Annotated in this window: 17 protein-coding genes and 2 rRNA genes; 3 read left to right on the forward strand and 16 right to left on the reverse strand. The window is 49.4% G+C overall.

Annotated elements, in window-relative coordinates:
- Window positions 1–51 precede the first annotated feature (51 nt).
- The 3 genes from JMI88_RS04460 to JMI88_RS04470 form a co-directional block, all read right to left on the reverse strand.
- Window positions 52–513, reverse strand: a complete 462-nt coding sequence (locus tag JMI88_RS04460; protein WP_201360530.1) for an SRPBCC family protein — start codon at window positions 511–513, stop codon at window positions 52–54.
- Between the two features lie 192 nt (window positions 514–705).
- A complete protein-coding gene (locus JMI88_RS04465) occupies window positions 706–1,908 on the reverse strand; it encodes a class I SAM-dependent rRNA methyltransferase (protein WP_201360531.1) in 1,203 nt (400 codons plus the stop codon).
- Between the two features lie 163 nt (window positions 1,909–2,071).
- Window positions 2,072–4,054: a glycoside hydrolase family 15 protein gene (locus JMI88_RS04470; protein ID WP_201360532.1), complete on the reverse strand. Its 1,983-nt coding sequence runs from the start codon at window positions 4,052–4,054 to the stop codon at window positions 2,072–2,074.
- A gap of 358 nt (window positions 4,055–4,412) precedes the next feature.
- On the opposite strand from JMI88_RS04470, the gene JMI88_RS04475 reads away from it, so the two are divergent.
- Window positions 4,413–4,577 carry a hypothetical protein gene (locus JMI88_RS04475; protein ID WP_201360533.1) on the forward strand — a complete coding sequence of 55 codons (165 nt, stop codon included), beginning with the start codon at window positions 4,413–4,415 and terminating at the stop codon, window positions 4,575–4,577.
- A gap of 190 nt (window positions 4,578–4,767) precedes the next feature.
- On the opposite strand, the gene hemB is transcribed toward JMI88_RS04475, so the two are convergent.
- From hemB to hemA, 6 genes are read right to left on the reverse strand one after another with little or no spacing between them, the layout of a single operon-like run.
- On the reverse strand, window positions 4,768–5,745 hold the full coding sequence (hemB, locus tag JMI88_RS04480) for a porphobilinogen synthase (RefSeq protein ID WP_201360534.1): 978 nt from the start codon (window positions 5,743–5,745) through the stop codon (window positions 4,768–4,770).
- 30 nt (window positions 5,746–5,775) lie between these two features.
- Window positions 5,776–7,080 (reverse strand): glutamate-1-semialdehyde 2,1-aminomutase, encoded by a 1,305-nt coding sequence (hemL, locus tag JMI88_RS04485; protein WP_201360535.1) that lies wholly within the window; start codon window positions 7,078–7,080, stop codon window positions 5,776–5,778.
- Window positions 7,081–7,102: 22 nt separating this feature from the next.
- Window positions 7,103–7,816 (reverse strand): chlorite dismutase family protein, encoded by a 714-nt coding sequence (locus JMI88_RS04490; protein WP_201360536.1) that lies wholly within the window; start codon window positions 7,814–7,816, stop codon window positions 7,103–7,105.
- A 27-nt stretch (window positions 7,817–7,843) separates the two neighbouring features.
- Complete coding sequence (locus JMI88_RS04495; RefSeq protein ID WP_201360537.1) at window positions 7,844–8,740, reverse strand: uroporphyrinogen-III synthase; 897 nt, start codon at window positions 8,738–8,740, stop codon at window positions 7,844–7,846.
- Window positions 8,733–9,734, reverse strand: coding sequence for a hydroxymethylbilane synthase (gene hemC, locus JMI88_RS04500; RefSeq protein WP_201360538.1), 1,002 nt, complete (start codon window positions 9,732–9,734; stop codon window positions 8,733–8,735). Before hemC ends, JMI88_RS04495 begins: the two co-directional genes overlap by 8 nt.
- A complete protein-coding gene (hemA, locus tag JMI88_RS04505) occupies window positions 9,640–11,001 on the reverse strand; it encodes a glutamyl-tRNA reductase (protein ID WP_201360539.1) in 1,362 nt (453 codons plus the stop codon). Before hemA ends, hemC begins: the two co-directional genes overlap by 95 nt.
- Window positions 11,002–11,775: 774 nt before the next feature.
- Here hemA and JMI88_RS04510 point away from each other — a divergent pair.
- Window positions 11,776–12,264, forward strand: a complete 489-nt coding sequence (locus JMI88_RS04510; RefSeq protein WP_201360540.1) for a hypothetical protein — start codon at window positions 11,776–11,778, stop codon at window positions 12,262–12,264.
- 324 nt (window positions 12,265–12,588) lie between these two features.
- Complete coding sequence (locus JMI88_RS04515) at window positions 12,589–13,371, forward strand: carboxymuconolactone decarboxylase family protein (protein ID WP_201360541.1); 783 nt, start codon at window positions 12,589–12,591, stop codon at window positions 13,369–13,371.
- A 70-nt stretch (window positions 13,372–13,441) separates the two neighbouring features.
- On the opposite strand, the gene JMI88_RS04520 is transcribed toward JMI88_RS04515, so the two are convergent.
- The 7 genes from JMI88_RS04520 to JMI88_RS04550 form a co-directional block, all read right to left on the reverse strand.
- Window positions 13,442–14,314, reverse strand: coding sequence for a bifunctional 5,10-methylenetetrahydrofolate dehydrogenase/5,10-methenyltetrahydrofolate cyclohydrolase (locus JMI88_RS04520; protein ID WP_201360542.1), 873 nt, complete (start codon window positions 14,312–14,314; stop codon window positions 13,442–13,444).
- Window positions 14,311–14,934: a cyclodeaminase/cyclohydrolase family protein gene (locus tag JMI88_RS04525; RefSeq protein ID WP_201360543.1), complete on the reverse strand. Its 624-nt coding sequence runs from the start codon at window positions 14,932–14,934 to the stop codon at window positions 14,311–14,313. Before JMI88_RS04525 ends, JMI88_RS04520 begins: the two co-directional genes overlap by 4 nt.
- Window positions 14,935–15,142: 208 nt before the next feature.
- The gene (locus JMI88_RS04530) at window positions 15,143–16,681 is read right to left on the reverse strand and encodes a peptide ABC transporter substrate-binding protein (protein WP_201360544.1); all 1,539 of its coding nucleotides are present in this window, start codon (window positions 16,679–16,681) and stop codon (window positions 15,143–15,145) included.
- Between the two features lie 438 nt (window positions 16,682–17,119).
- Window positions 17,120–20,084 (reverse strand): 23S ribosomal RNA (locus JMI88_RS04535).
- Between the two features lie 310 nt (window positions 20,085–20,394).
- Window positions 20,395–21,880: ribosomal RNA gene (locus JMI88_RS04540) — 16S ribosomal RNA — on the reverse strand.
- The 16S and 23S rRNA genes sit together here, the layout of an rRNA operon.
- Window positions 21,881–22,579: 699 nt before the next feature.
- Window positions 22,580–23,449, reverse strand: a complete 870-nt coding sequence (locus JMI88_RS04545) for a prephenate dehydrogenase (protein ID WP_201360545.1) — start codon at window positions 23,447–23,449, stop codon at window positions 22,580–22,582.
- 111 nt (window positions 23,450–23,560) lie between these two features.
- On the reverse strand, window positions 23,561–24,307 hold the full coding sequence (locus JMI88_RS04550) for a 4'-phosphopantetheinyl transferase family protein (RefSeq protein WP_201360546.1): 747 nt from the start codon (window positions 24,305–24,307) through the stop codon (window positions 23,561–23,563).
- Window positions 24,308–24,316 lie beyond the last annotated feature (9 nt).

Here is a 24,316-nt window from a genome sequence, read left to right on the forward strand (position 1 = left end):
ACACGTCGCGCAAATATGCTGCTGGCTTTTCTAGCTCATCACTACCATCTGTTATTCTGCTGTTGTTTCTTGGGGAGCCTGTAAGTTAGCTTTCAGACAAGAGAAAAATTGCCCGGTAAGCTTTTCTGCAGTACTGTTCATCAAACGTGCGCCCACACTGGCCAGCGTTCCTCCAACCACGACATGAGCCGTCCAATTCATCTGTGTCTGGTTAGCATCCAGAGACGTCAAATTCATGCTCCCAGACAAATCTACAGTGCTTCCAGGCGCTTTACCACGGGCTTTCACCGTCATCTTTTCGGGCTCAACCATTTCTGGACGAGTTACATCCAGCGTGAATTTGGCCTTAACAGGACCAATACCAACCGCGACCAGGGCTTTCCAGTATTCAGGTTCTATGACCTCCAGGCTCTGAAAGCCAGGAGCACAGGCAGCTACTTTGTTGACATCCATAAGATACGTCCATACTTTCTCGATAGGGACGGCAATCGTTTGCGAACCAGCAAATTCCATATTGAACAACTACCTTTCAACCAGGATATATCATCCATAAATTAGCTCATGGCGCATATCAACACAGGTCTTTATCATACCACAGACTGACTTATCAACCGGCAAAGGTTACAAGTGATGTGATTCCCGCATTGGCATCACATCACTTCGGGCAGAATGCAAATGATTAAAATCTCTTGTATCAACCACATGCTATTGAACACGGCAAAACACAGATTTTAAGTACGCTGTCTCGGGCATTGCTATATGAATAGGATGGTCTACTCCATGGGTATAGGACTCGAGCAATTGTACCGAACGGTGCAGGCGCTGGGCGCTGAGCGATACTGCACCCAATAAATCATCCATTCTAACGACACCAGAACATGAACAAGTCAGAAGAATACCTCCAGGTTTCAATACCTGCATGCCAAGAAGGTTAAGTCGGCGATAAGCCTTGAGAGCCTGTGTACGGGCCCCTTGGGACTTGGCAAAGGCCGGTGGGTCTAATACTACAACATCGAAGAACTCACCCTTGTCACGAGCCTCTGCTAGATAATCAAAGACATCAGCTACTATGAATTGATGATTAGAAATATCCAATCCGTTCATAGCAAAAATCTGGCGGGATGCATCTATGGCGGGTGCCGAGATGTCTACGCTGGTAACCTGAGCAGGTGGCGTGCTCAAAGCCGCATAAACAGAGAAGCCTCCAGTGTAACTAAAACAATTGAGTACACGCTTGCCGCGAGTATATTTACGCAAGGCTTCACGTTTATCGCGCTGATCTAGAAAAAAGCCCGTTTTCTGTCCTTGCCAGAAATCGACGAAAAAGGAAACTCCATTTTCACGCACCTGCACCTGCTCAGGAACGTCGCCGGAGGCTATAATGGGTTCTTCGATTTGCAATCCTTCCCTCCGACGGGATTGACCATCATTGCGCAACAGTATCCCACGAGCCCCCGTCTCTAGCATTAACGCTTCTATCACCAATGGGCGTAGCCGCTCCATCCCTGCTGTATGAATCTGGGCGACCAGAACATCAGCATAACGATCCACCACCAACCCGGGCAAACCATCACCCTCGGAGTTAATTAGACGATAAGCATTTGTATGGGCAGGATCAAAAACCTCTCTCAATGCCTGAGCACTGCGAATGCGACGCCGTAAAAAATCAAGGTCAATATCCTCGTCAGCGTCATACGTTAAAATACGAATTGCAATATCGGTGTTCGCATTATAATATCCACGGGCAATAAACTGGCCGGTTGCCGATTTTACGTCCAGGACGCCGCCATTTTCAACCCAACGGGGAGGTTGTTGAAGGGCTCCAGAGAAAATCCAGAGATGTCCATTGAGCAAGCTTTCATCGCGATGAGGCTTCAAGCTCGTGGCAGGGTAATGAATAGCAGACACTAGACCACATACTCCTTCATCCATACACTATGTATACATACAATCTGGCTCATTATCGCATAGATGGACAAGAGCACAAAAACAAAGAGGAGAACGCTTTTAGTAGCGTCCCCCCCAAGGAAAAATGAATAATTGCGAGAATAATAAAGATGGCCTGCGCTTACTACTTTTGTAAACGGATAGCAGCGATAAGTGGATCAGTATGATGCTCGGCCATGCGAATTTCTGCTTTTCTTAAGTTATTTGCACTATTGATAAGAGCTATATGGGTAAATGCCTGTGGATAATTTCCCAGAGATGTATTATTCTCTGAATCAATTTCCTCTGAAAACAATCCCAGACGTCCTGCATAGGTTAATAAACGCTCAAACAGAGAGCGAGCCTCATCTATGCGCCCTTGCATAGCTAAATTATCAACTAACCAGAATGTACAGATGGCAAATGTCCCTTCGGAACCATCTAAACCATCATCAGCATGATATCGATAGACAAAACCATGTTCATCTGTGAGTTGCTCAATCGTGCGGTCAACTGTCGAACGCATACGTGGATCATCTGGAGCGATAAAACCAACCAGGGGCAGCAATAGATTAGATGCGTCCAGGGTTGCATCACCATAAGATTGTGTAAATGCTCCCAGGTTCGTATCATATCCGTTCATCAGAATATCAGCTCTGATCTGGTCACGTACAGCAATCCAACGCGCCAGGTCAGCTTCCAGATTCATTTGCTCAGCAGCTCGAATACCACGATCCAGGGCAACCCAGCACATAACTTTTGAATACACAAAATGACGTAATCCGCCGCGTACTTCCCAGATACCACTGTCGGGTTCTTGCCAGTGAGCACAAACATGATCTACCAGCATACGCATCATCGACCACAGAGGGCCTTCCAGCGTCTCACCGTAGCGTTCAAAACACCCCTGGCGTCGATAGAGATGGATACAGTCTAATACCTCACCAAACACGTCCATTTGTTTCTGGTCAGCCGCACCGTTCCCGATACGTACAGGCCTAGAATTGCAATAGCCGCTAAGATGATGTAGTTCAAATTCCGTTAAATCTCGTTCACCACGAATACCATACATAATTTGCAGATCTTCACCGTTTGCGTAAGAGAGGCGACGCAACCAATGTGTAAAGGCACGTGCTTCTTCAGTGAAGCCCAATACATTAAAAGCATACAAGGTAAAGGTAGCATCCCGTAACCAGGTAAAACGATAATCCCAGTTACGTACTCCTCCCAGATGTTCAGGCAACGATGTTGTAGGCGCCGCAACAATTGCTCCGGTCGGAGCATATGTCATTAGCTTCAAGGCAAGTGCACTACGCTCGACCCATTCAGCATAAGGGCCCTGGTAGCTGCTTCCTGCAATCCATTTACGCCAGGCATGAAGAGTATGCGCTAATTCAGCATCAAAGTTACGAGTTGGCAGTTCTTCTTCTACCAGTCTCCTGGCAGATTGAGCTGTCCTCCCCATACCAACAGCGAATAAGAGACGCTCACCCTCACGCAATGTTACTTGAGCTACAATTGTAGCAAAAGCCTCATTACTTTCTTGCACTACCTGCACGGAATACGATGGCAGTAAATTAGCTCCAACAATTGCCAGGGCCACATGTTGCTGGCCACTGGAGATGAAGGCACCCAGGTGTTCAGGGATCAGTTCAACTGCACAGGCATCGGCTGCGTAGTTAGGACTGACTTTCAACCTCATGGTAACCGACATTTCTCCGTGTACACATTCAACTATGCGTACCAAACAATGGCAGGAACCATCATCGCGGGTCCAGGTATTATTATTCATAGCCTTATACGGCCACGCGCTCAGTGTTTCAACTGGCATGAAGTCCGTAAGGACTATCTCTCCCGCGATACTGGCAAAACGTGTTTGTAATACGTTACTTCCACGTAGGTAACGCTGTGAGCCTGGAATGGTCCCTTCCGTTGGTGCAATCTGGAAGTAGCCTCCACGCTCCGCATCTAACAAACGGCAAAAGATGGCCGGGCTATCAAAGTCCGGTAGACATCCCCAGTCTACCGACCCGTCTGGCGATACGTGTACCGCTGAATGGCAGTCTCCAATGACGCCATACGAATTAATCGGCAGATATGTGCGATTGAGTTCGTTCATCCCAACCATTACACAACACTTCTCTCTTTTAAAAAACTTTGCGATCACAACACCCTTAGAAAACTATTAAAGCTTCCTTAAAAAATCCTTAATAACGATAGGAGCCTTATACCAAAGAAGAACGCAATAGCACATGAAATGGTAACAGGATTTTTAAGGATTTTCTTTTTTTAATCTTTTCGCATCTAAAGGCGCATACAGAGGTGCACTATACGTACAACAATCAAATTTATTGCTGTTTCCTATGGACACCGATAGCCCATATATGCTACCTTACTTTTAGTAGGATTTCACCTTCGAAACCTACGGAAGAGCCAGGCTATCTATGCTATAGAACAGTTACTATTAGTATAAAGGGCGGCTATACATGCGAGCATTCCAACAAGTGATGCGGCACCCGGCAGGTAGAATTGGAATCACCATTGGTCTGACACTTGGCCTTATCGCCACCGTAATGGGTGAGGCAAGTAAAGCCTTACTGTTCGCAGGCCTGTGTCGTTTGATCGCGGGTAAAATGAAGCGACCAGTCTAGCATTATCAAGAGGCTCTCTATGATGCTTATAGTGCTTCAGCATCCTCGTTTCTCTTGCCATCTAGAGTCTGTATAACAATAGCAGCGCTGGTATATAATACCCAGCGCTGTCTTTCCCTACAATAGCAGCGCTGGTATTATAAATAACCGGCGCTGTCTTTCTCTGACACTATATCACACTCATCAAGTACTAGCTATTGAGCCATTGAGCGACTTCGGGAGCAAAGTAGGTAATAATCATGTCTGCTCCCGCGCGTCTGATGCTTGTCAGGATCTCCATCACGATGCGTTGCTCATCGATCCAGCCGTTCTGGGCGGCTGCCTTCACCATTGAATATTCACCACTGACATTATATGCCACCACAGGTAGATCACAATGGTCTCTCACCTGACGAATGACATCCAGGTAGGACAAAGCCGGCTTAACCATAACCATATCCGCCCCTTCGCTGATATCCTGTTCTAGCTCGCGTAAGGCTTCACGGACATTAGCGGGATCCATCTGATACGCTCGTCGGTCCCCAAACTGAGGCGTGGAGCCGGCCGCTTCACGGAATGGGCCATAAAAGCCTGAGGCATATTTGATCGAATATGCCATGATCGGCGTCTGATTAAAGCCATGTTCATCAAGCGTTTGGCGCAGCACTCCAACCCTTCCATCCATCATATCTGATGGAGCCACAATATCCGCACCGGCCTCCACATGAGAGAGGGCCATCTGGGCTAGCAAATTCAGGGACTCGTCGTTCTGAACGGTGCCATTATGGATAACGCCACAGTGACCATGGTCTGTATATTCACACAGGCAGACGTCGGTAATGATCAGGAGCTCTGGCAACTCGGCCTTCAAACGACGAATGGCTTCCTGGATGACGCCATGCTCGGCATACGCCTGTGAGCCAACAGCATCTTTCTCATTGGGGATACCAAAAAGTAAGACGGCCGGGATGCCAAGGTCAGCGATGCGTCTAGCTTCCTGAGTCACCTGGTCCAACGGCCATTGCATGATTCCTGGCATAGAAGCTATTTCCTGTGGCTCCTGCGCACCCTCGGCAATAAACATGGGATAGATTAACTGGTCTACGCGTAAATGGGTTTCTCGCACCAGGCTGCGTATCTTTTCATTCTGACGCAAACGACGTAAACGTACATGCGGAAAATTATTCATCACTTCCAAATCCTCTCCTACTTACTACTCTTATGCATTTACACTTGTAGCCGCTGCCTGGATAGTCTCTTCGATCATATCATCATCAAGCGCAAGTGAGATAAAACAGGACTCAAATTGAGAAGGAGGAAGGTAGATGCCACTCGTCAACATACTCCAAAAGTAACGAGCAAATCGTTGTGTGTCTGAACGCTTCGCGCTGGTGTAATCTACGACGGCTTCACGCGAAAAATACAGACAGAACATAGCACCAATCCGTTTAAAGGTTGCGTCAACTTTGTTATCCTGCAAGGCTTTATTAAAGCCCTCTTCTAATCGCTGTCCTTTTCTTTCAAGTTCTTCATATTGTCCGGCCTTGCGCAGCTCGTTTAATGTTGCAATACCTGCCGCCATGGCCAGTGGATTGCCAGAGAGCGTACCAGCCTGGTACATGGGGCCAACTGGCGCCACCATGTCCATAATCTCTCTACGACCACCATAGGCCCCCACAGGTAAACCGCCCCCAATAATTTTGCCAAAGCAGGTCAGGTCAGGGGTAATTTTGACACGCTCTTGCATACCACCCAGGGCAACGCGGAAGCCAGTCATCACTTCATCAAAGATCAAGATGGCATGGTACTTCTGTGTTAACTCGCGTAGCCTCTCCAGAAATCCCGGTTCAGGTGGAACCAGCCCCATATTGGCAGCGATTGGCTCAACAATAACGGCTGCGATATCATCAGGGTAACTGGCAAAGAGCTGTTCCACTTCGGCTGCGTTATTATAGTCGGCGGTGAGAGTGTTCTGCGTCGTCTGTGTTGGTACACCTGGACTATCTGGTAGCCCCATCGTTGCCACGCCTGAGCCAGCCTGTACCAGCAGCATATCGGCGTGTCCATGGTAGCATCCACTAAACTTGATAATTTTGTTGCGTCCGGTATAGGCGCGCGCCAGGCGCAGCGCGCTCATAGTCGCCTCCGTACCAGAATTGACAAAGCGAATCATCTCGACCGAAGGAACACAGTCGATCACCAGACGCGCCAGGTTACTCTCCGCCTCCGTGGGAGCCCCAAAGCTAAAACCGCGCTGCCCGGCTGCTACTACAGCCTCCAGCACAGCCGGATGCGTATGGCCCAGAATCATAGGGCCCCAGGATTGCACATAATCCAGATAGCGGTGTCCATCTACATCATAGAGATATGGCCCCTCCGCTCGCTCGATAAACACAGGTTCGCCACCCACGCCCCGAAAGGCGCGTACCGGACTATTTACTCCACCAGGAAGCAGTTGTTGCGCCTCTTGATAAAGCTGATGGGAACGCTCCAATGAAAAGGTATCAGAATTTGTTATGAGCATATATATCCCCTTATCATCCTTGTTAGGCGCCAAGCGCATCCAGAATGTCTGCAAGCGGCTCAGCCACGCAGGTGTACATGGGAGTATCTCGTAATGTATACATGCTGGCTTCGGTCTCACGTAATTCCTGTACTAGATCCAGGAAGTCAGAAATGTTATCGGTTTCAAAGGCTACTACGAATTCCTGATCATCGATACCAAATGAATAGGTCGTATTCAAAGAGACGCTCGGATATTTCAGCCCTACCCGAATATGCTCACCCATCATGCGTTTACGGTCCTCCATTGGCAGTGCATACCACGGACGCGTCTTAACAAACGGATAGACAAACAGGTATTTTTTATCGTCTGGAGTAATAACCAGGCGCGGATCGTGTGCGCCACGGGCATTTTTCCCGACATACACGGAACGCTTCGTCATAGATAACATGGAGCGCTCTTCACGCAGATATGGTCCCATAATGCTGCGGCGCAGCTGGCTGCTAAATTTGCGCAGCTGTTCAATATCGTACGTGGCCTGCCAGATCATAAAATCTATATCAGAACGCACGCCGTACAGAGCAAAACTGCGAATCAGCTCGTCCTGAGCAGCATAGTCAGCATAGATTTGCTTGAGTTGCTGCTTGCCTTGCTCACGCACATCAGCAGGTAACAGTTGCCATTGCTGATCTAATTTATAGAAGCTAAAGCGCACAAGCTGACGTGGTTGCTTCGGCTTCGGTTGGGCCGTGGCCACCTGGGTCTCGGTCTGGGGATATTAATATTATCTGTATGTATTGTGGTTGCTTGATCTACCATAATTTTCCTCGTGTAAAACTATTGCTTGCACTAACCCGTCAATGGTAAATTCTGTGGCCTCAATATCAACCTTGAGGCCCAGTTCACGCGCGGTTTGTGAAGTAATGGGACCAATGCTGGCCAATTGTACGTGCTGGTTGATGTCATCTAACGAAGGTGTGGTGGCATCAGCGGCACAACTTTGTAGCCATGCAACAAAATTGCGTACTGTAGAAGAACTGGTGAAAGTCAAAATATCGAGCTGACCTTGCTGTAAAAGTTGTAACACTTCGCGGCCCCGCTCGTCATCCCGGGCAACGGGAACTGTATAGTATGCAGGAACTTCATCTACCTGAGCTCCGGCCTGCCGCAACTCGGTGAGAAGGATCTTGCGTGCTTCCGCAGCTCGCGCCAATAGTATACGCTGCCCTGATAGAGGAGTCTGGCGCTCGTCTGCGTCTTTTTGAAGGGCACTGATAACTCCTTCGGCAATATACTCGTCGGGGATCAGATCGGCGGTCACTCCATATTGTGCCAGGGCCGCCGCGGTCGCGGGACCAATGGTGGCTATCCGTACGCTCTGGTTGGTATGCAGTGCGGCTGGCTCATATCCGATTGTTTGCAGGCGCTGCATGCAGATATGCACTCCGTTGGCACTGGTCAGGATCAGCCAATCATAAGCAGAGCTATCATGGGCATATAAGCGCTTTAAGGCCTGATCCAGTTCTGTCCAGTCTTCCGGCGGAACAATATGGATAGTAGGAAATTCAATGGGAATAGCGCCTAATGAGCGCAGGCGCTCACATAAAACGCTGGCTTGCTCCCGAGTGCGGGTAACCAGGATGCGCTTTCCCTGTAGCGAGACGATGCTGTGTTTAAACATTGAGATGCTCCCGATCTCGGGGTAAGGCTAACTCCTGGATGATGTCACGCGCACCTTGAGCCAGAGCTTGCTCTGCCAGGGCAATTCCTAGTTTTTCGGCCTCCTCTACGGTAGAATGCTCTGTCCAGGATATCGACTGTCGTACACGTATACGTCGCTGACCATCCAGGCTGGCAACAATACCATCAATCTCAAGTGTCTGTGCAGCTATGGTACTATACGCCGCCACTGGCAAGTAACAACCAGCTCCCAGGCGACGCATAAACATACGTTCAGCGGTTGTAGTAGCCAGGACCGCCGTATCCTGAAGGGGGGCTAGCAATTCTAGCATGCGATCCTCTGCCCGACATTCAAGGGCTAGAGCGCCCTGTCCCGGGGCCGGCAACAACTTATCGACAGGAAAGTATGTGAGTCGTCCAGCCAGCCGCTCCTGCATCCCTAAACGGTGAAGGCCTGCAGAGGCTAAAACAATGCCATCATAATCGCCTGCGTCCAATTTGCGCAGACGTGTATCTACGTTTCCTCGCAATGATAAGATCTGAGCATGGGGAGCCAGATCGCGGATCTGCGCCGTACGCCGTAAACTACAAGTACCAATTCGCAATGTGTTTGCAAAAGCGGCCTGCTCTTCTACCGGTCGCAGCATTCCATCTGTAATATGAAAAGGTACACGGGAAACAAAAACGTCACGTACGTCTTCACGCGGGCCGACGATCACCAGGCGTAAGTCATCTGGCTGTACCGTCGGTAAATCTTTTAAACTATGGACGGCCAGGTCGATGCTGCCCTCATGCAGGGCGCGCTCGATTTCGGTAACGAAAACGCCATCGCTGCCAATTTGTGAGAGTGGCACACCTGTAACACGGTCGCCAGTCGTACGAATTTGCTCAATAACGATTTCAAGGTTTGGCCACTGCTGATGTAATTTCTGGACAATCCACTGGGTCTGGGTCATGGCGAGCTTGCTGGCTCGCGTTCCGATGGTCACTCTCATGGTTTTTCTCTTCTAAATCAAACAGATAGCGCATAGCATCAGCATAAACATGCCCCTGACCAGCCGCCGCCGCATCCTTTAGTCGTAACATAGGCGTATGCAACAATTTATTCATGAGACGTTTTGTCAGTTCTTGTACAGCCACTACTTCCCGTTCAGAGAGAGTAGGGGAGAGCTGGCGCAGTATGCGCGTCAATTCTTGCTGGCGTAATTCGTCAGCTTTTTGCCGTAAATCACTGATGGTATCAACAACACTGAGGGAAGCCAACCAGCGCTGAAAGGACTGAACTTCTTCTTCAATAATGGCCTGTACGTGTTCAGTTTCTAATAAGCGTAGCTGTATACCTCGTTCTACTTCAGATTGTAGATCATCAAGATTATAAAGATGAATATCTGGAATTGCTCCCACTGCGGGATCTATATCTCGTGGTAATGCAATGTCAATCATTAACAGGGAACGCTCTCCACGCTGTTCCATGACCTGGGTCATTATGTCAGGAGTGAGAATGGCATGGGGCGCTTTGGTTGAGCTGATGACAACATCAGCATCCAGTAATGCTTCAGATAGCTCTTGAAATGGCCGCAAGGTCGCTTGCAGGGACTCTGCCAGTTCTATCGCATTGGCCTGAGTACGATTGACAATAACAATTTGACGCGCCCCGTTGTCCTTCAGGTTACGAGCAGCCAGTTCGCTCATTTTACCAGAGCCAACCAGCAAAACATTGGCCTGATGAAAATCAGGTAGCAGGTGGCGCGCCAGCTGTACAGCGACATGGCTCAATGAGGCTGCATTTTTACTAATACCAGTTTCGCTGCGCGCTCGCTTCCCTGCGACAACCGCTGCCCGAAATAAAGCAGAAGTTACAGAGCCGGCATAGCCACTTCCCTGCGCAATCTCCAATGCATCAACCACTTGTCCTTGAATTTGAGGCTCTCCTGGAACCAAAGAATAAAGGCCAGCGGCAACACCAAAGAGATGCGCAGTTGCACGTTCGTCAATAAAACAATAGCAATGAGCTTCTAATTCGTCGAGAGCAACCTGACGCATCTCACTCAGAACATGAAGTAGGTCTATACGCCCTTGAATAGCATCCTGGCACACTGCATACAGTTCAACACGGTTACAGGTAGAGAGAAAAACACATTCACTGGCAACCTTACTAGCTGCTTGGAGCTGCTGCGGAATATAACGCGCAGAACACGCGAGGCGCTCACGCAATGCAATAGAGGCGGTAGTATGATCAACGCCAACAACAATGATATGCATGCAAACCTCATAAACCTCTAAATAATTTATAGTCTATAGAGATTTTAGCGTTTTTTTGCCGTTAGTCAAGGCTGTATTGCCCGATATCTTATCAGGAGAACACCCTATATATGATGGTACATTCTGGCGTAAGCTGACAAAGTCCGATAGAAAAAACATCAATTTCCAGCTTACCAGCAATAGTACCAGAATACTGTATTGGCGTCCGGCAAAGAAACGCTGCTAGTGCATGAAGCAGAAATTTTTGTGCGAGGTAATAGCTATGTATGTTACCCGTTCTTCATTCATGCAACATCAAGGTAGATACATAGGATGACGTAGAGGGAAAAATGAGCATGCCTCCTGTGGTACGCGCTCGGGCTGATGGCCTCTCCAAGTCTATCCTATGTAATTTTTAGCCCCAAATTTATCTTCACTGGCGTTCCTATTTTAGGGGCAAACATAATCAAGAACGTCTTTTGTATATCCCAATTTCCCAGTGCAACCAAAAACTCTGGCATTCATCCACTTCACGAGCTATTATGCATTATTGCGCTTACCTATAAAGTGCCACGAATGTCACAACCGCATCCGACAATACCGGTCGCTATTACTCAGATAATCACCAGGATATAACGACTCAAATGAAGAGTCAAAATGTACTCCCGCGACGGACAAAAAGTTGTATCATATCAGCATAATCTCTGATAACAATGTTGATGGTATTTTAATGAGCTGGCTTAAGCAGGGACCGCTTGAGCCGGTTCTAAGGCTGTCATCCAGGAGTAACATTGCATGATTCATCTCGATCCCCGTTTTACGGCCATTATTAGTGTGCTTTTTATTGCTATGGGGCTCTATAACTGCTATATTGGGCAGAAGCGCATGCGGTTGATGCGTGCCCGTGGTGATAAGACTGCCTGGTACAAGCAGGTTGGTATCTTAACAGGTATAGAGTATAGCTTACTTGGGGTGGTTCTTCTTCTTAATCTAGGCATCTCGACAGGTTTTTTTCCAGAGTCGATGGCAGCTATCGTTGTACCACTCTACACCATAGTGCTGCTATTGGCTGCCGCCGTGCTTCTGCTGATACTCTTACAGACATTGGCAGCCTCACGCCGTCGTTCTCGCCGCACTTCAACGCCAGTCCATCAGCCAATAGTTTCAGAAGAGCCTGAGCAGCAGAAACTTACAGCTGAACAACTTGCGATCCAGATTCGCCATCGTCGTGAACGACGCAAGAAGGCAGCAGCTGCCCGCCGACGTCAGTCGGGTAAAGCCTGACAGGCCGGATTATTACTTCACCTCTCATCCAATAATCTTTGCGCTCCACATTAGATGTGTGCTCACCCCTCTCATACAGCATGCATCTAATTAACATGCCTCAATCGTTATCATACAAAGAGAGCAGCCAAAATCATTGTCGCTACTTTTCCAGGTGCATTGGACGGAAAACTGATCTGTGAACGTGTGATCTTCAAAAAGGCTTTTAACCAGAACAAATATTCGATAAAAATAATAGCTATAGTGTTTGTGAAATGTAATATTGTTGGCTTTATGACACTTCATCGCACTCTGGGGTAATAGATTTTAGTGGGGGAGGTAAGCATGTTCAATCCTGATAAAAAAACAACCAATCCTGTGTTTAATCAAATCAGGCATTACTTTGGCTTTGTTCCTCCTGTTTTTGTTGCTGTAAAGGCAGATCATGATCTGCTACACGCTTTATGGCAGCAAACTCGTGCAATGTACATCAATAATCCTCTTCCACCTGTACTTAAAGAAAAATTTTTTCTATATATATCGTATTCTTGCGACATGCCTTACGACTTACGTAGTCATTGTATTATGCTCAAAAAATATGGTGTAAGTGAATCCGAAATAGTTGCCTTGCTACAAACACCACTTCCTACGGCGCAACAAATTGATCAGCATGTGCAGCAGTTGCGTGCCATACCAGAGACATTAGATAACTGGCCAAAAAACGATAAGAGCCTTGAGTTGATGTTTTTCGCCTGCATAGTTCATCTCTTTTTATACCATACTCATGCCTCGGCTGGTTGCCGTAAAGAGTTACAGCGGTTGCTAGGAAAACGCTATATGTTTCTTGTTGCGCTCTTTAACTATATACATACCTGCCATCGTTGGATTGGAGCAAATCCAGAAATATATAAAGAAAAAGATAAACAGATTATCAATAGTTTCGATACCGCGTTTGGAGATGCAACTCGGCTTCATACAGTTATTAATGAGCAATTTGAACGAGCACATCGACAGCACCAACTCACTGAACAAGATCTTCATACCAGGGTACGACCTTCTGGTTTACGTTGCCAGAAGCAGAGTAAATCTGAGCTTATATGGGGAATAGAGCAACCAGCCTTATGGTAGTTAAGGCTGGTTGCTCTAAATCCTGACACATATATCTGGCCGGCAACGAAATGCACGGCATAAAAACTGGCTAGCGCGTTTGTGCGCGTTTCTCTGCCTGTTGCCAGGCTGCAGCTATACATTGCTTCAGTAACAATGCATTGGTTAAAGGCCCTACACCACCAGGCACAGGAGTGATAGCGCCTGCGATCTCTTGCACTGCGGTATAATCTACATCACCCACCATACCGCCTTCCGGCAAGGCGTTGATACCAACGTCAATGACAGTTGCCCCCGGACGTACCATTTCTGCCTTGACCATGGTTGCACGGCCCACGGCTGCAACCAGCACATCTGCTTGCCTGGTGAAAGATGCAAGATCAGGTGTGCGAGAATGGCAGATCGTTACAGTTGCGTTTTTCTGTAGCAATAGTAAAGCCAGCGGCTTTCCAACTACATTACTCCGCCCCAGCACAACTACGTGTTTTCCTTCTAACTGAATATTGCCGCGTTCTAAAATCTCCATCACAGCCGCAGCTGTAGATGGCTGGAAGCTGGGAAGTCCCAGACAAAGGTTGCCTGCACTGATCGGGCTGATACCATCGATATCCTTTTCAGGTGCAATCGTGTTTGCGACAAGATCTTGAGAGAGATGGGTTGGTAAAGGCATCTGCACAATAATTCCATGCACTCTGTCATCGCGGTTTAGACGCACCAGAGCTGTATGTAGTTCCTCAGCAGTTGTTTGCTCAGGCAACAGATCCAGGCGCGCTTCAACACCAATCTCTCTGGCAATCTTTAAAATTGCTTTGCTATAAAAGCCGGATGCTGCATCACCTTCAACGCGCACAATTACTAATCCTGGTGCATGCCCATGCTTTTGTTCATAGCGCTGTACTTCTTCGCGCAGCTCGACTTTCAATTCAGCGCTCATCGTGCGCCCGTTGAGTATTGCTGCTGTCACGCTCTTTCTCCTACAATAGCAACCACGCGCTGACTGCCAGCCGAGATGGTGTCCAGGGCAGCATTCAAACGACTATTCAATGCGCTAACACGTTCAGCGTCCTTCATGGCATTCAGGTTAGTGCGCACCATCCAGGCGGCGCCTGTTCCGGCACCAGAAGCCATCATGGAAGCGGTTGCGATATCGCTCAAGACGTTCTTATTACCAATCTCAGCAATGCGCTGGCAGTGCTGGACTAACTCGGCTGCACACTCGGCCATCTCCAGTGGTACCAGGGCAGCATCTACCAAACCAGCCTGAATAGCCTGTGTGCGAGCAGCTTTTTCTTCCGCGGTTGCTCGTGGTAATTTAAAACTGGCTGAAAGTTTATCATAAGCATCTATATCAGCTTGCATGAGCTCTTGAAAGCGCGTACGAAGCTGTTCAGTCTGCGTCAGGATCGTTTCGATGTCGGCATGTACATCCGCGTAATCAGCCTTGCTCAGCGTCAGTCTGGAAACCATACAGGCCAATGCCGATCCCATTGCCCCACTTAAGGCCGCGGTAGAGCCGCCTCCTGGCGTGGACTTTGACGAGGCCAGATCATCAAGGTATTCTTGTAGAGGTTTATCTAGATACATGTTCTCTCTTCCAAATTCATTTTAGATCACTCCCAGCCGCCACAGCGATGCACATATTTTTGCTTCTGTATGACGGTAATCAGAACCTATTCTCTGGGATACTCCTTTGCATTCTAACACCCTCTCAAAGCTAACGTCGAGTGGGCCGACATAAATAGACCTCTTCTTCATTGGTGATGAAGAAGAGGTCCATGAAGATTATGCTCAATTATTCCTTATGGTTTAGAATTGCGACGTCAGACCAGTCCCCAAAATACAGTCCGTTGCTATTGATCGAGATCCCCTGCAGCCAGTTGGGAATTAAGGCGGCTAGCTGCTGATGATCCAGAGGAATTACGATGGCGTTGGTAAGTATTTTCTGTTCAGCCTCGTGGTACAAAGCCAGACGTTGGCTGCCGGTGGCATTCTCAGCCTGTTCTATGAGCTGATCATAGGCAGGATTGTGCCACTGCGAGACATTCTGTTTTGAGTCGGAAAGAAATTTTTCCGCAAAAAAGTATGGGTCTGCTATCTCTGCGTGCCAGGAGATAAAACCAAATTGAATACTATGATCGGCCAGGGCTTGTTGATAAGCCATATCTTCTAACGGCCTCAAATTGATCTGAATGCCCAGAGACTTCTGCCACATGTTCTGCAAGGATTGGGCCATCGTTGGCGAAACCTGAGAATCTGGATAGGCAAAAGTCACAGTCGGAAATTTAGAAACATCTGGATAGGCTGTTTTCAGTAGCGCCCGCGCTTTAGAAGCTGCAAAGGTTGGCTTCTGCTCCTGATATCCAGGCATATCAGGAGGTAGCAGTGTTTCAGCTGGAGCAACAGAATCCTGCATTACTGTATGAGCAAAATTTTGTTTATCAAGGGATTGAGCAAAAGCCTGGCGTACAGAAACAGCGTTAAAAGGTGCTTTGCTGGTATCGAAAAATAAAGTATCTGTCTGTAACAATTCAGTACGTACAAAACCAGCCAGCTTCACTGCAGGCTGCTGATCCTGCTGCTCCAGGTCCCAAACAAGATCATAACGACCTGCCCGGTTGGCGATATAAGCGACCCGGGGATCATTGACAAAATAAACATTAACCTGTTGAGTAATCAACTTATGGCCATAATAGTGCGAGTTGGGTATCAGCGTCATTTTAACTGCGCCCGTTACATCTTTCACAACAAAAGGTCCCGTACCAAGCCCTTGCTGAGCGGCAGTAATCGCCGTCGCCTTCTGACTATACGAATGTAAATATTTCTGGTTGATGGGCATAAAAAGAGGATCGGCCAGGGCTGCCAGGAAGTATGGTGTTGGCTTGCTTAGTGTAACCTGGATGGTATGTTCATCAATAGCTTTGACGCCCGCGAGCGTTTGAGCATGACCTTCATGTATATCACGAGCACCAACAATAGCATACATCAGCCTGGAAACAAGTGGCGATTGATTTGATGGCCGTGCTGCATATGTCCAGGAGTCAATATAGGTTTGAGCCGTTACAGGACTACCATCCCCAAACATGATCTGTGGCTTTAGATGAAATATATATTGTTTCTGGTCAGCAGAGATTGTCCATGTAGCCTGGTCAGGTATCACTTGAAGGTTTTTGTCGGTGCGAACGAGACCGCTGTAAAGCATATTCATCAGTATTTTGGTACTGGCATCCGGCTGATCGGTTGGATTGAAAGAGGGAGTGTCGGTCATACCGATTAGAGGTATGGTCAAATTCTGCTGCGCCGAGAGGGTAGGCTTGCCATTTGTAAGCAGCATCGTTCCACTTCCAGCACCACAGCCAGCCAACATCAGAACTGCAACACAGATGCATAGGAGAGTAGCACTAAAACGGCGCGTATGTATATATAGGGAACGATAATACATTCCTGGACCTCTCTTTATCAGACCTCATTTAATTTAAGGTATAATTATCTCTCTCGAGGTGAGACATAGTATATATGGTTGTGATCATTATACCGGAGGTTGTCCGCTATGACAAAGGGGCGATCAAAAATTATGCTTTAATAGGATCTATCACCTATAAATTCCCAGTGTGTCAGCTTTTATGCAAACAAAAAAGACCTTACTTCTGCCAAGTAAGATCTCTCTGGTTGTGCACAACTGCATACGATCTATCCTCAATTTTGCCGAGCCAGCAGTCAGCCGAGCTGAAGCCGAGGGCACTCACGCGCTCCACGATGAAGATACAATGGGTGAAACAAGCCGTACGATCATTAGGGCGACTTCGCTCCGCCTGTTACCAGGTGTCCACGTGTCGTCTATCCACCAGGTCGTCTTCCTGGGATCTTGATCACACGTATGTGATGGGAGAACTCGTCTTGGGTGCGGCTTCGCGCTTAGATGCTTTCAGCGCTTATCCCTTCTCGACATAGCTATCCAGCTCTGGCCCGGGCAGGCCAACTGGCACACCAGCGGTCGAGCCATCTCGGTCCTCTCGTACTGGAGATGACGCCCCTCAATTCTCCTTCGCCCACGACGGATAGAGACCGAACTGTCTCGCGACGTTCTGAACCCAGCTCGCGTGCCGCTTTCATGGGCGAACAGCCCAACCCTTGGGACCTACTCCAGCCCCAGGATGCGACGAGCCGACATCGAGGTGCCAAACCTTGCCGTCGATGTGAACTCTTGGGCAAGATAAGCCTGTTATCCCCGGGGTAGCTTTTATCCGTTGAGCCACACTCCTTCCACTCGGGAATGTGGGATCACTAAGCCCGACTTTCGTCCCTGCTCGACCTGTCCGTCTTGCAGTCAAGCTCCCTTGTGCCTTTACACTCTCATGGGTGATGTCCATCCACCCTGAGGGAACCTTTGGGCGCCTCCGTTACCCTTTGGGAGGCGACCGCCCCAGTCAAACTACCCGCCTGATCCTGTCCACGTCCCGGCTCACGGTGACGTGTGAGAAACAAAACACACCGAGAGTGGTATTTCACTGCTGTCTCCCCTACCCCCACAAGGATAGGTTCTCCGACTCCCACCTATGCTACGCACGCTCTGCCTCGTTTCCGGGTCAAGGTGTAGTAAAGCTCCACGGGGTCTTTTTGTCCTGTCGTGGGTAACCCGTATCTTCACGGGTACTTCAATTTCGCCGAGTCCTCTGTCGAGACAGTGCTCAACTCGTTACTCCTTTCGTGCGGGTCGGAACTTACCCGACAAGGAATTTCGCTACCTTAGGACCGTTATAGTTACGGCCGCCGTTCACCGGGGCTTAGATTCGCAGCTACGTGCACCGCTCCTCGTAACCTTCCGGCACTGGGCAGGAGTCAGCCCCTATACTTCCGCTTGCGCGTTCGCAGAGACCTGTGTTTTTGGTAAACAGTCGGTTGAGCCAATTTCTTGCAACCCCCTCACCCCCAGGCAAGCCTGAAAGCTACTAGGGCACCCCTTCTTCCGAAGGTACGGGGTCAATTTGCCGAGTTCCTTAACAGAGGGTCGCTCGATCACCTGGGGAGTGTTCCCCCTGCCTACCTGTGTCGGTGTGCGGTACGGGCGGAGACAACTCTGGCGAGAGGCTTTTCTTGGCGGCCTAGGGGCCGATGACTTCCGCGGACTTGTCGTCCGCTCGCTGCACGTGTCATGCACAGGAAACCGGGATTTGCCTCGGCTTCGCACTTCAGCGCACAGACCCATCCTGTCCAATCGATGGGCTCACCTTCCTTACCGCGTCCCCCCATTGCTCCTAACGAGCATCTCCGGTGCAGGAATCTCTGACCTGCTTTCCATCGCCTACGACGATGACGTCCTCGGCTTAGGACCCGACTCACCCTGGGACGATTGACGGTGCCCAGGAACCCTCAGGCATTCGGTGTGTCTGGTTATCACAGACATGACGCTACTCATTCCGGCATTCTCACTTCTGTTCGCTCCACCAGTCCTCGCGGTCTGGCTTCTCTGCCCAACAGAACGCTCCCCTACCAACCTGGTTGTTCACCAGGTTCCATGGCTTCGGTACCATACTTGAGCCTCGATACGTTGTCGGTGCCACGACACTCGACCAGTGAGCTATTACGCACTCTTTAAATGGTGGCTGCTTCTAAGCCAACATCCTGGCTGTTTGGGCGTTGTGACCCCCTTTGACACTAAGCATGGATTTGGAGACCTTAGCCGATGGTCTGGGCTGTTTCCCTTTTGACGACGAAGCTTAGCCCCCGCCGTCTCACTTGCATGCATGCTGTCCTGGCATTCGCAGTTTGCTTGGGTTTGGTAACCTGCACGAGGCCCCTAGCCCATTCAGAGCTCTACCTCCAGGATAGTACAACATACAGCTGTACCTCAATACATTTCGGGGAGAACCAGCTATCTCCGTGTTCGATTGGAATTTCTCCCCTATCCACAAGTCATCCCCCAGTTTTGCAACACTGGTGGGTGCGAGCCTCGACGGACTGTCACATCCGCTTCACTCTGCTCATGGATAGCTCACACGGTTTCGGGTCGCATCGCCGCAACATCCGCCCTCTTCAGACTCGGTTGCCCTGGGGCTCCCCAGCTTTAGCGCTGGTTAACCAGGCTACGACGATGCACTCGCCGGATCATTCTACAAAAGGCACGCCATCAGCCCTTGGTAGCTCGTGCTACAGTGGCCTCTGACTGCTGGTGAGTACGTGGTTTCAGGGTCTCTTTCATCCCCCTCTCGGGGTGCTTTTCACCTTTCCCTCACGGTACTTGTTCGCTATCGGTCGCTAAAGATGTGTAGCCTTGGAGGGTGGTCCCCCCAGCTTCCCACAAGATTGCACGTGTCTCGTGGTACTCAGGATCCTGACCCACACCAATAAACCGTCCTCTACGAGACTCTCACTCGCTCTGGTCACGCTTTCCAGCGTGTTCAAGTAGTTCATCGGTGTTTGCTGTCAGTCCTACAACCCCACTGGTTCCGAAAAACCACTGGTTTGGGCTCCTCCCGGTTCGCTCGCCACTACTACGGGAATCTCGGTTGATTTCTGTTCGTCGAGTTACTGAGATGTTTCAGTTCACCCACTGCCCCCCGTCACTGCCTATGTGTTCAGCAGGCGGTCTCCAGACATCACTCTGGAGGAGTTGCCTCATTCGGATTCTCGGGGTTCATCGCTTGTATGCAGCTCCCCCCGAACGTTTCGCCGGTCTCCGCGTCCTTCTTCGGTCTTTAGCGCCAAGGCATCCACCTCGTACTCTGTGTAGCTTGTTCTCTTCATTTCTTCATCATGTATGTGAATGCTTGTTCGTGTCGTTGGTTGGATGACTCCAACCAGACGACCCTCTGCTTCAACTCTGGCTGACCTTCTTGGCTCAGCAAAATTGAAGATAGATCGTATTCAATTGTTCAGGGTGCACTGTTGGCCATCATGCTCCCATGAGAGTAGACGCTGTACCCCAACAGCTCAAGAGTGGAAACCAGCTTTGCTTCTGGCAACACAGCGACCGTGTCCTGTTCGACCTGGAAGTGGGACAATCATGTACGTTGGAAGTATCTTCCAACCCTTGTCCAAGCTCCCTAGAAAGGAGGTGATCCAGCCGCACCTTCCGGTACGGCTACCTTGTTACGACTTCACCCCAATCACTGACCCCACCCTCGACGCTTGCCCCCCAAACGGGTTAGCCCAGCGGCTTCAGGTGTTGCCAACTTTCGTGGTGTGACGGGCGGTGTGTACAAGACCCGGGAACGTATTCACCGTAGTGTGCTGACCTACGGTTACTAGCAACTCCAACTTCATGGAGGCGGGTTGCAGCCTCCAATCTGAACTGAGGCCAGGTTTGACGAGATTAGCTCCCCCTCGCGGGTTGGCCACTCTTTGTCCTGACCATTGTAGCGTGTGTGTCGCCCAAGGCGTAAGGGCCGTGCTGACTTGACGTCATCCCCGCCTTCCTCCATTTTGAAATGGCAGTTTCGTTAGAGAAGTTCAACTAACGACAGGGGTTGCGCTCGTTGCGGGACTTAACCCAACATCTCACGACACGAGCTGACGACAGCCATGCAGCACCTGTGAACCCGCTCCGAAGAGACAGCCCGTTACGGCTGGTGCAGGTCCATGTCAAGCCTTGGTAAGGTTCTTCGCGTTGCATCGAATTAAACCACACGCTCCGCTGCTTGTGCGGGTCCCCGTCAATTCCTTTGAGTTTTAATCTTGCGACCGTACTCCCCAGGCGGACCACTTACTGTGTTAACTACGACACTGAAGGGGTCGATACCCCCAACGTCTAGTGGTCATCGTTTACGGCTAGGACTACCAGGGTATCTAATCCTGTTCGCTCCCCTAGCTTTCGCACCTGAGCGTCAGGTGCTTCCCAGGACACTGCCTTCGCCATTGGTGTTCCTCCGGATATCTACGCATTTCACCACTCCACCCGGAATTCCGTGTCCCTCTGAAGCCCTCAAGTCAGACAGTTTCCATCGTCCTTCGTCAGTTGAGCCGACGACTGTCACCACAGACTTATCTGACCGCCTGCGTGCGCTTTACGCCCAGTAACTCCGGACAACGCTCGCCTCCTACGTATTACCGCGGCTGCTGGCACGTAGTTAGCCGAGGCTGATTCCTCTGGTACCGTCCGTTCTCGTCCCAGAGAAAAGCAGTTTACAACCCGAAGGCCGTCATCCTGCACGCGGCGTTGCTCGTTCAGGGTTGCCCCCATTGACGAAAATTCCTCACTGCTGCCCCCCGTAGGAGTCTGGGCCGTTCTCAATCCCAGTGTGGCTGATCGTCCTCTCAGACCAGCTATCGATCGTCGCCTTGGTAGGCCATTACCCCACCAACCAACTAATCGAGCGCAGGCTCATCTCCCGGCGCCGTTTCCGGCTTTGCTCTTCGTGTGGAAGAGCCTATGCGGTATTGTCGGCGATTTCTCGCCGGTATTCCTCACCCGGAGGCAGATAACCCACGTGTTGCTCACCCGTCCGCCACTCCCTTATTGCTAAGGGCGTTCGACTTGCATGTGTTAGGCACGCCGCCAGCGTTTATCCTGAGCCAGGATCAAACTCGCCATCCAATTGTTTTTTTATAGACACATATCTCTGCAAGATATGTGAAACAGCATGGTAAGTTGCGATCATGGCCAAGTTACATAACATTGGCATGTTTCGCAGATTCTATGGTCACCATCGCAGGGGAACTGCGCTGGGACCGAATTGACAGGAACTGGTTACTTGTATTGTTGTTCCAGTTGCTGTTCTGCTTTCCACTCTTCAGTTGTCAAGGTACACAATCGACGAAACCAGCGTTTCATCATCGGACAAGCGTTTGTTCTTTTTGCGTTCGCTTGTCTCGTGTGCTGTAGTATCGCATATCCATTGTGCTTTGTCAAGCGGTTTTCCGACCACTTTTTGCTCGGCTCCGAAAATTCGTTGTTTCTCCCGGTTGCCGTGGCAACCACCGGTCAAAAAGGCCTGAAACACCCGCGGACGCAGATCTGCGTTGGGTCGTTCATGGGGGAAACATCTGATCCCAAAGGAGCTACCTTACCGTAGCACAACTGATGCAAACGGACAGGAGCACCCACGCTCGCTGAGGCGGGTGATTGTCGCTTTTTTGACAGCTCGATGATTATGCCAGAAGGAATAGAGATTGTCAAGCATTTTAGGACAGAAAAATACCGGCTATACAGTGAGAGCCTGTTGCATATAACAAGCTGCCTCTGTTGAATAATTATGCGGCCAGCAACAACATACTTTGATTGCCTGTTCTTCTTTTATTCATCGGGATGATGAGATGCTTGCCACTGTTGACGTTGTTGCTGCGCTTTGGCGAATGATTCGTTGATGTATTTGTCGTGCGTGGTAATATGATCACGCAAATCAGAAAGTTTTGAGATATAAATGTCCAACCAGCGTACAATAGCGGTACTATTCGTAAGGCAAATATCTCGATACATTTCGGGATTACCCGCCGCCAGACGCGTAGCATCTCGGAAACCTGATGAGGCCAGAAGAGAAGCGTCTCCCCAGGTGGGATCATCAGCAACAGTGGCCATGAGGGCGGTCGAAACCAGGAATGGTAGATGACTGATGCCTGCTACCAATCCATCATGTTCTGCAGGATCTAGAAAACGCACACGCGCCCCAAGGGTTTCTATTAAGGCAGCGACCTTGCTAACAGCTGCTGAGTTTGTGTGGACGGTAGGTGTCAGACAGTAAATGCAATCTTTGAAAAGGTCGGCATCAGCAACCTCCACTCCACTCACTTCTTTCCCTGCCATGGGATGACCACCAACAAAAGAGGCATGCTCTGGCAGAAATTCTTCGGCCCAGTTGATGACCTGAGATTTCGTACTGGAGACATCGGTAACAACAGTGCCAGGCGTTAATACCGGGGCGATCGCTTGCAACAAGGCTCGTACCGCGCCAACAGGAGTTGCTAAGATAACCAGGTCAGACCCACGCACTGCATCCGCTATACACTCATAAGCTTGATCGATTGCTCCAATCTTGGACGCTTGCGCACTTACTCCGCGGCCCAGATCATAACCCGCGATCTGTTTAGCCGCCCCGGCCTTCCTCAGAGCCAGCCCGATCGAACCACCAATGAGCCCCAGACCTATAATGGTTACCCGATTAAACATAACATAGCGCTCCTTCTCGCACCGTAAATCTCAAATCCACATGTTCACCCTATGAATTGAGTGCCATTATACTAGAATGGCTTCCAAAAGCATAGAGGAGGCGAATGCTGCTCAAAAGGGTGAGGTTAACTGCCAGAAATGTATGTGCTCGCATGTCCCATCCAGGGCAAGTGCGCCAGCATAATGGGGATCTGGAGGAAGCGCATAGAGCGACCAGTGGTTCACGGCCAGAGGGTCTTCACGGCAATCCAGTAAACAAGGATCTTTGTCAGGCTGTAACGTGACATCAAAAGAATTTAGTGGAATTGACAAACCTTTACCACGAGCTTTGATATAGGCTTCTTTTCTGGTCCAACCAGCAAAAAAAGCTTGCATTTTTTGTTCCGTAGGTACGGCTTGTAGTTGTTCTTTTTCACGGGGCGAAAAATAATGCTGTGCCACTTCCTCATATTCAACATTAGTGCGCATATACTCTATATCAATGCCAATATGATTGATATAGGTAAAAGCGTAAACAATGGTAGTATGCGAGTGAGCCAGGTTAAAATAGAGTGGGGAAGGTGAACCATCTATGGTCAGATTGGGCTTGCCAAATTCATTATAATGTAAAAGTATCATCGCAGGATCAATAGTGCAGTAACGTCCCAGTAATACACGCAGGACACCACGAGCAATGATCGAACTGTGTCGATCGCGCTCAAAATAAAATCGTTGCGCTCGCGCTTGCTCTTCAGGACTTAAAACGTTTTGCAAATCGGGTATTGCCGCGATCCATTCATCTACAAAAACACGCCAGATATGGATCTCATTTGGTTTCAATATTACCGATGAAGGTGACCGCGCCCATGCTAATTCCAACTTTACCAT

This window comes from Dictyobacter formicarum, from assembly GCF_016587435.1.

What these genes read in the sequence shown, in the direction of transcription:
- JMI88_RS04515 (WP_201360541.1), top strand. Translation starts at nt 12,589, where the DNA reads ATGTTCAATCCTGATAAAAAAACAACCAATCCTGTGTTTAATCAAATC.
- hemL (WP_201360535.1), bottom strand. Translation starts at nt 7,080, where the DNA reads ATGCTCATAACAAATTCTGATACCTTTTCATTGGAGCGTTCCCATCAG.
- JMI88_RS04460 (WP_201360530.1), bottom strand. Translation starts at nt 513, where the DNA reads ATGGAATTTGCTGGTTCGCAAACGATTGCCGTCCCTATCGAGAAAGTA.
- JMI88_RS04475 (WP_201360533.1), top strand. Translation starts at nt 4,413, where the DNA reads ATGCGAGCATTCCAACAAGTGATGCGGCACCCGGCAGGTAGAATTGGA.
- hemA (WP_201360539.1), bottom strand. Translation starts at nt 11,001, where the DNA reads ATGCATATCATTGTTGTTGGCGTTGATCATACTACCGCCTCTATTGCA.
- hemC (WP_201360538.1), bottom strand. Translation starts at nt 9,734, where the DNA reads ATGAGAGTGACCATCGGAACGCGAGCCAGCAAGCTCGCCATGACCCAG.
- JMI88_RS04470 (WP_201360532.1), bottom strand. Translation starts at nt 4,054, where the DNA reads ATGGTTGGGATGAACGAACTCAATCGCACATATCTGCCGATTAATTCG.
- hemB (WP_201360534.1), bottom strand. Translation starts at nt 5,745, where the DNA reads ATGAATAATTTTCCGCATGTACGTTTACGTCGTTTGCGTCAGAATGAA.
- JMI88_RS04510 (WP_201360540.1), top strand. Translation starts at nt 11,776, where the DNA reads ATGATTCATCTCGATCCCCGTTTTACGGCCATTATTAGTGTGCTTTTT.
- JMI88_RS04545 (WP_201360545.1), bottom strand. Translation starts at nt 23,449, where the DNA reads ATGTTTAATCGGGTAACCATTATAGGTCTGGGGCTCATTGGTGGTTCG.
- JMI88_RS04530 (WP_201360544.1), bottom strand. Translation starts at nt 16,681, where the DNA reads ATGCTGCTTACAAATGGCAAGCCTACCCTCTCGGCGCAGCAGAATTTG.
- JMI88_RS04495 (WP_201360537.1), bottom strand. Translation starts at nt 8,740, where the DNA reads ATGTTTAAACACAGCATCGTCTCGCTACAGGGAAAGCGCATCCTGGTT.
- JMI88_RS04525 (WP_201360543.1), bottom strand. Translation starts at nt 14,934, where the DNA reads ATGTATCTAGATAAACCTCTACAAGAATACCTTGATGATCTGGCCTCG.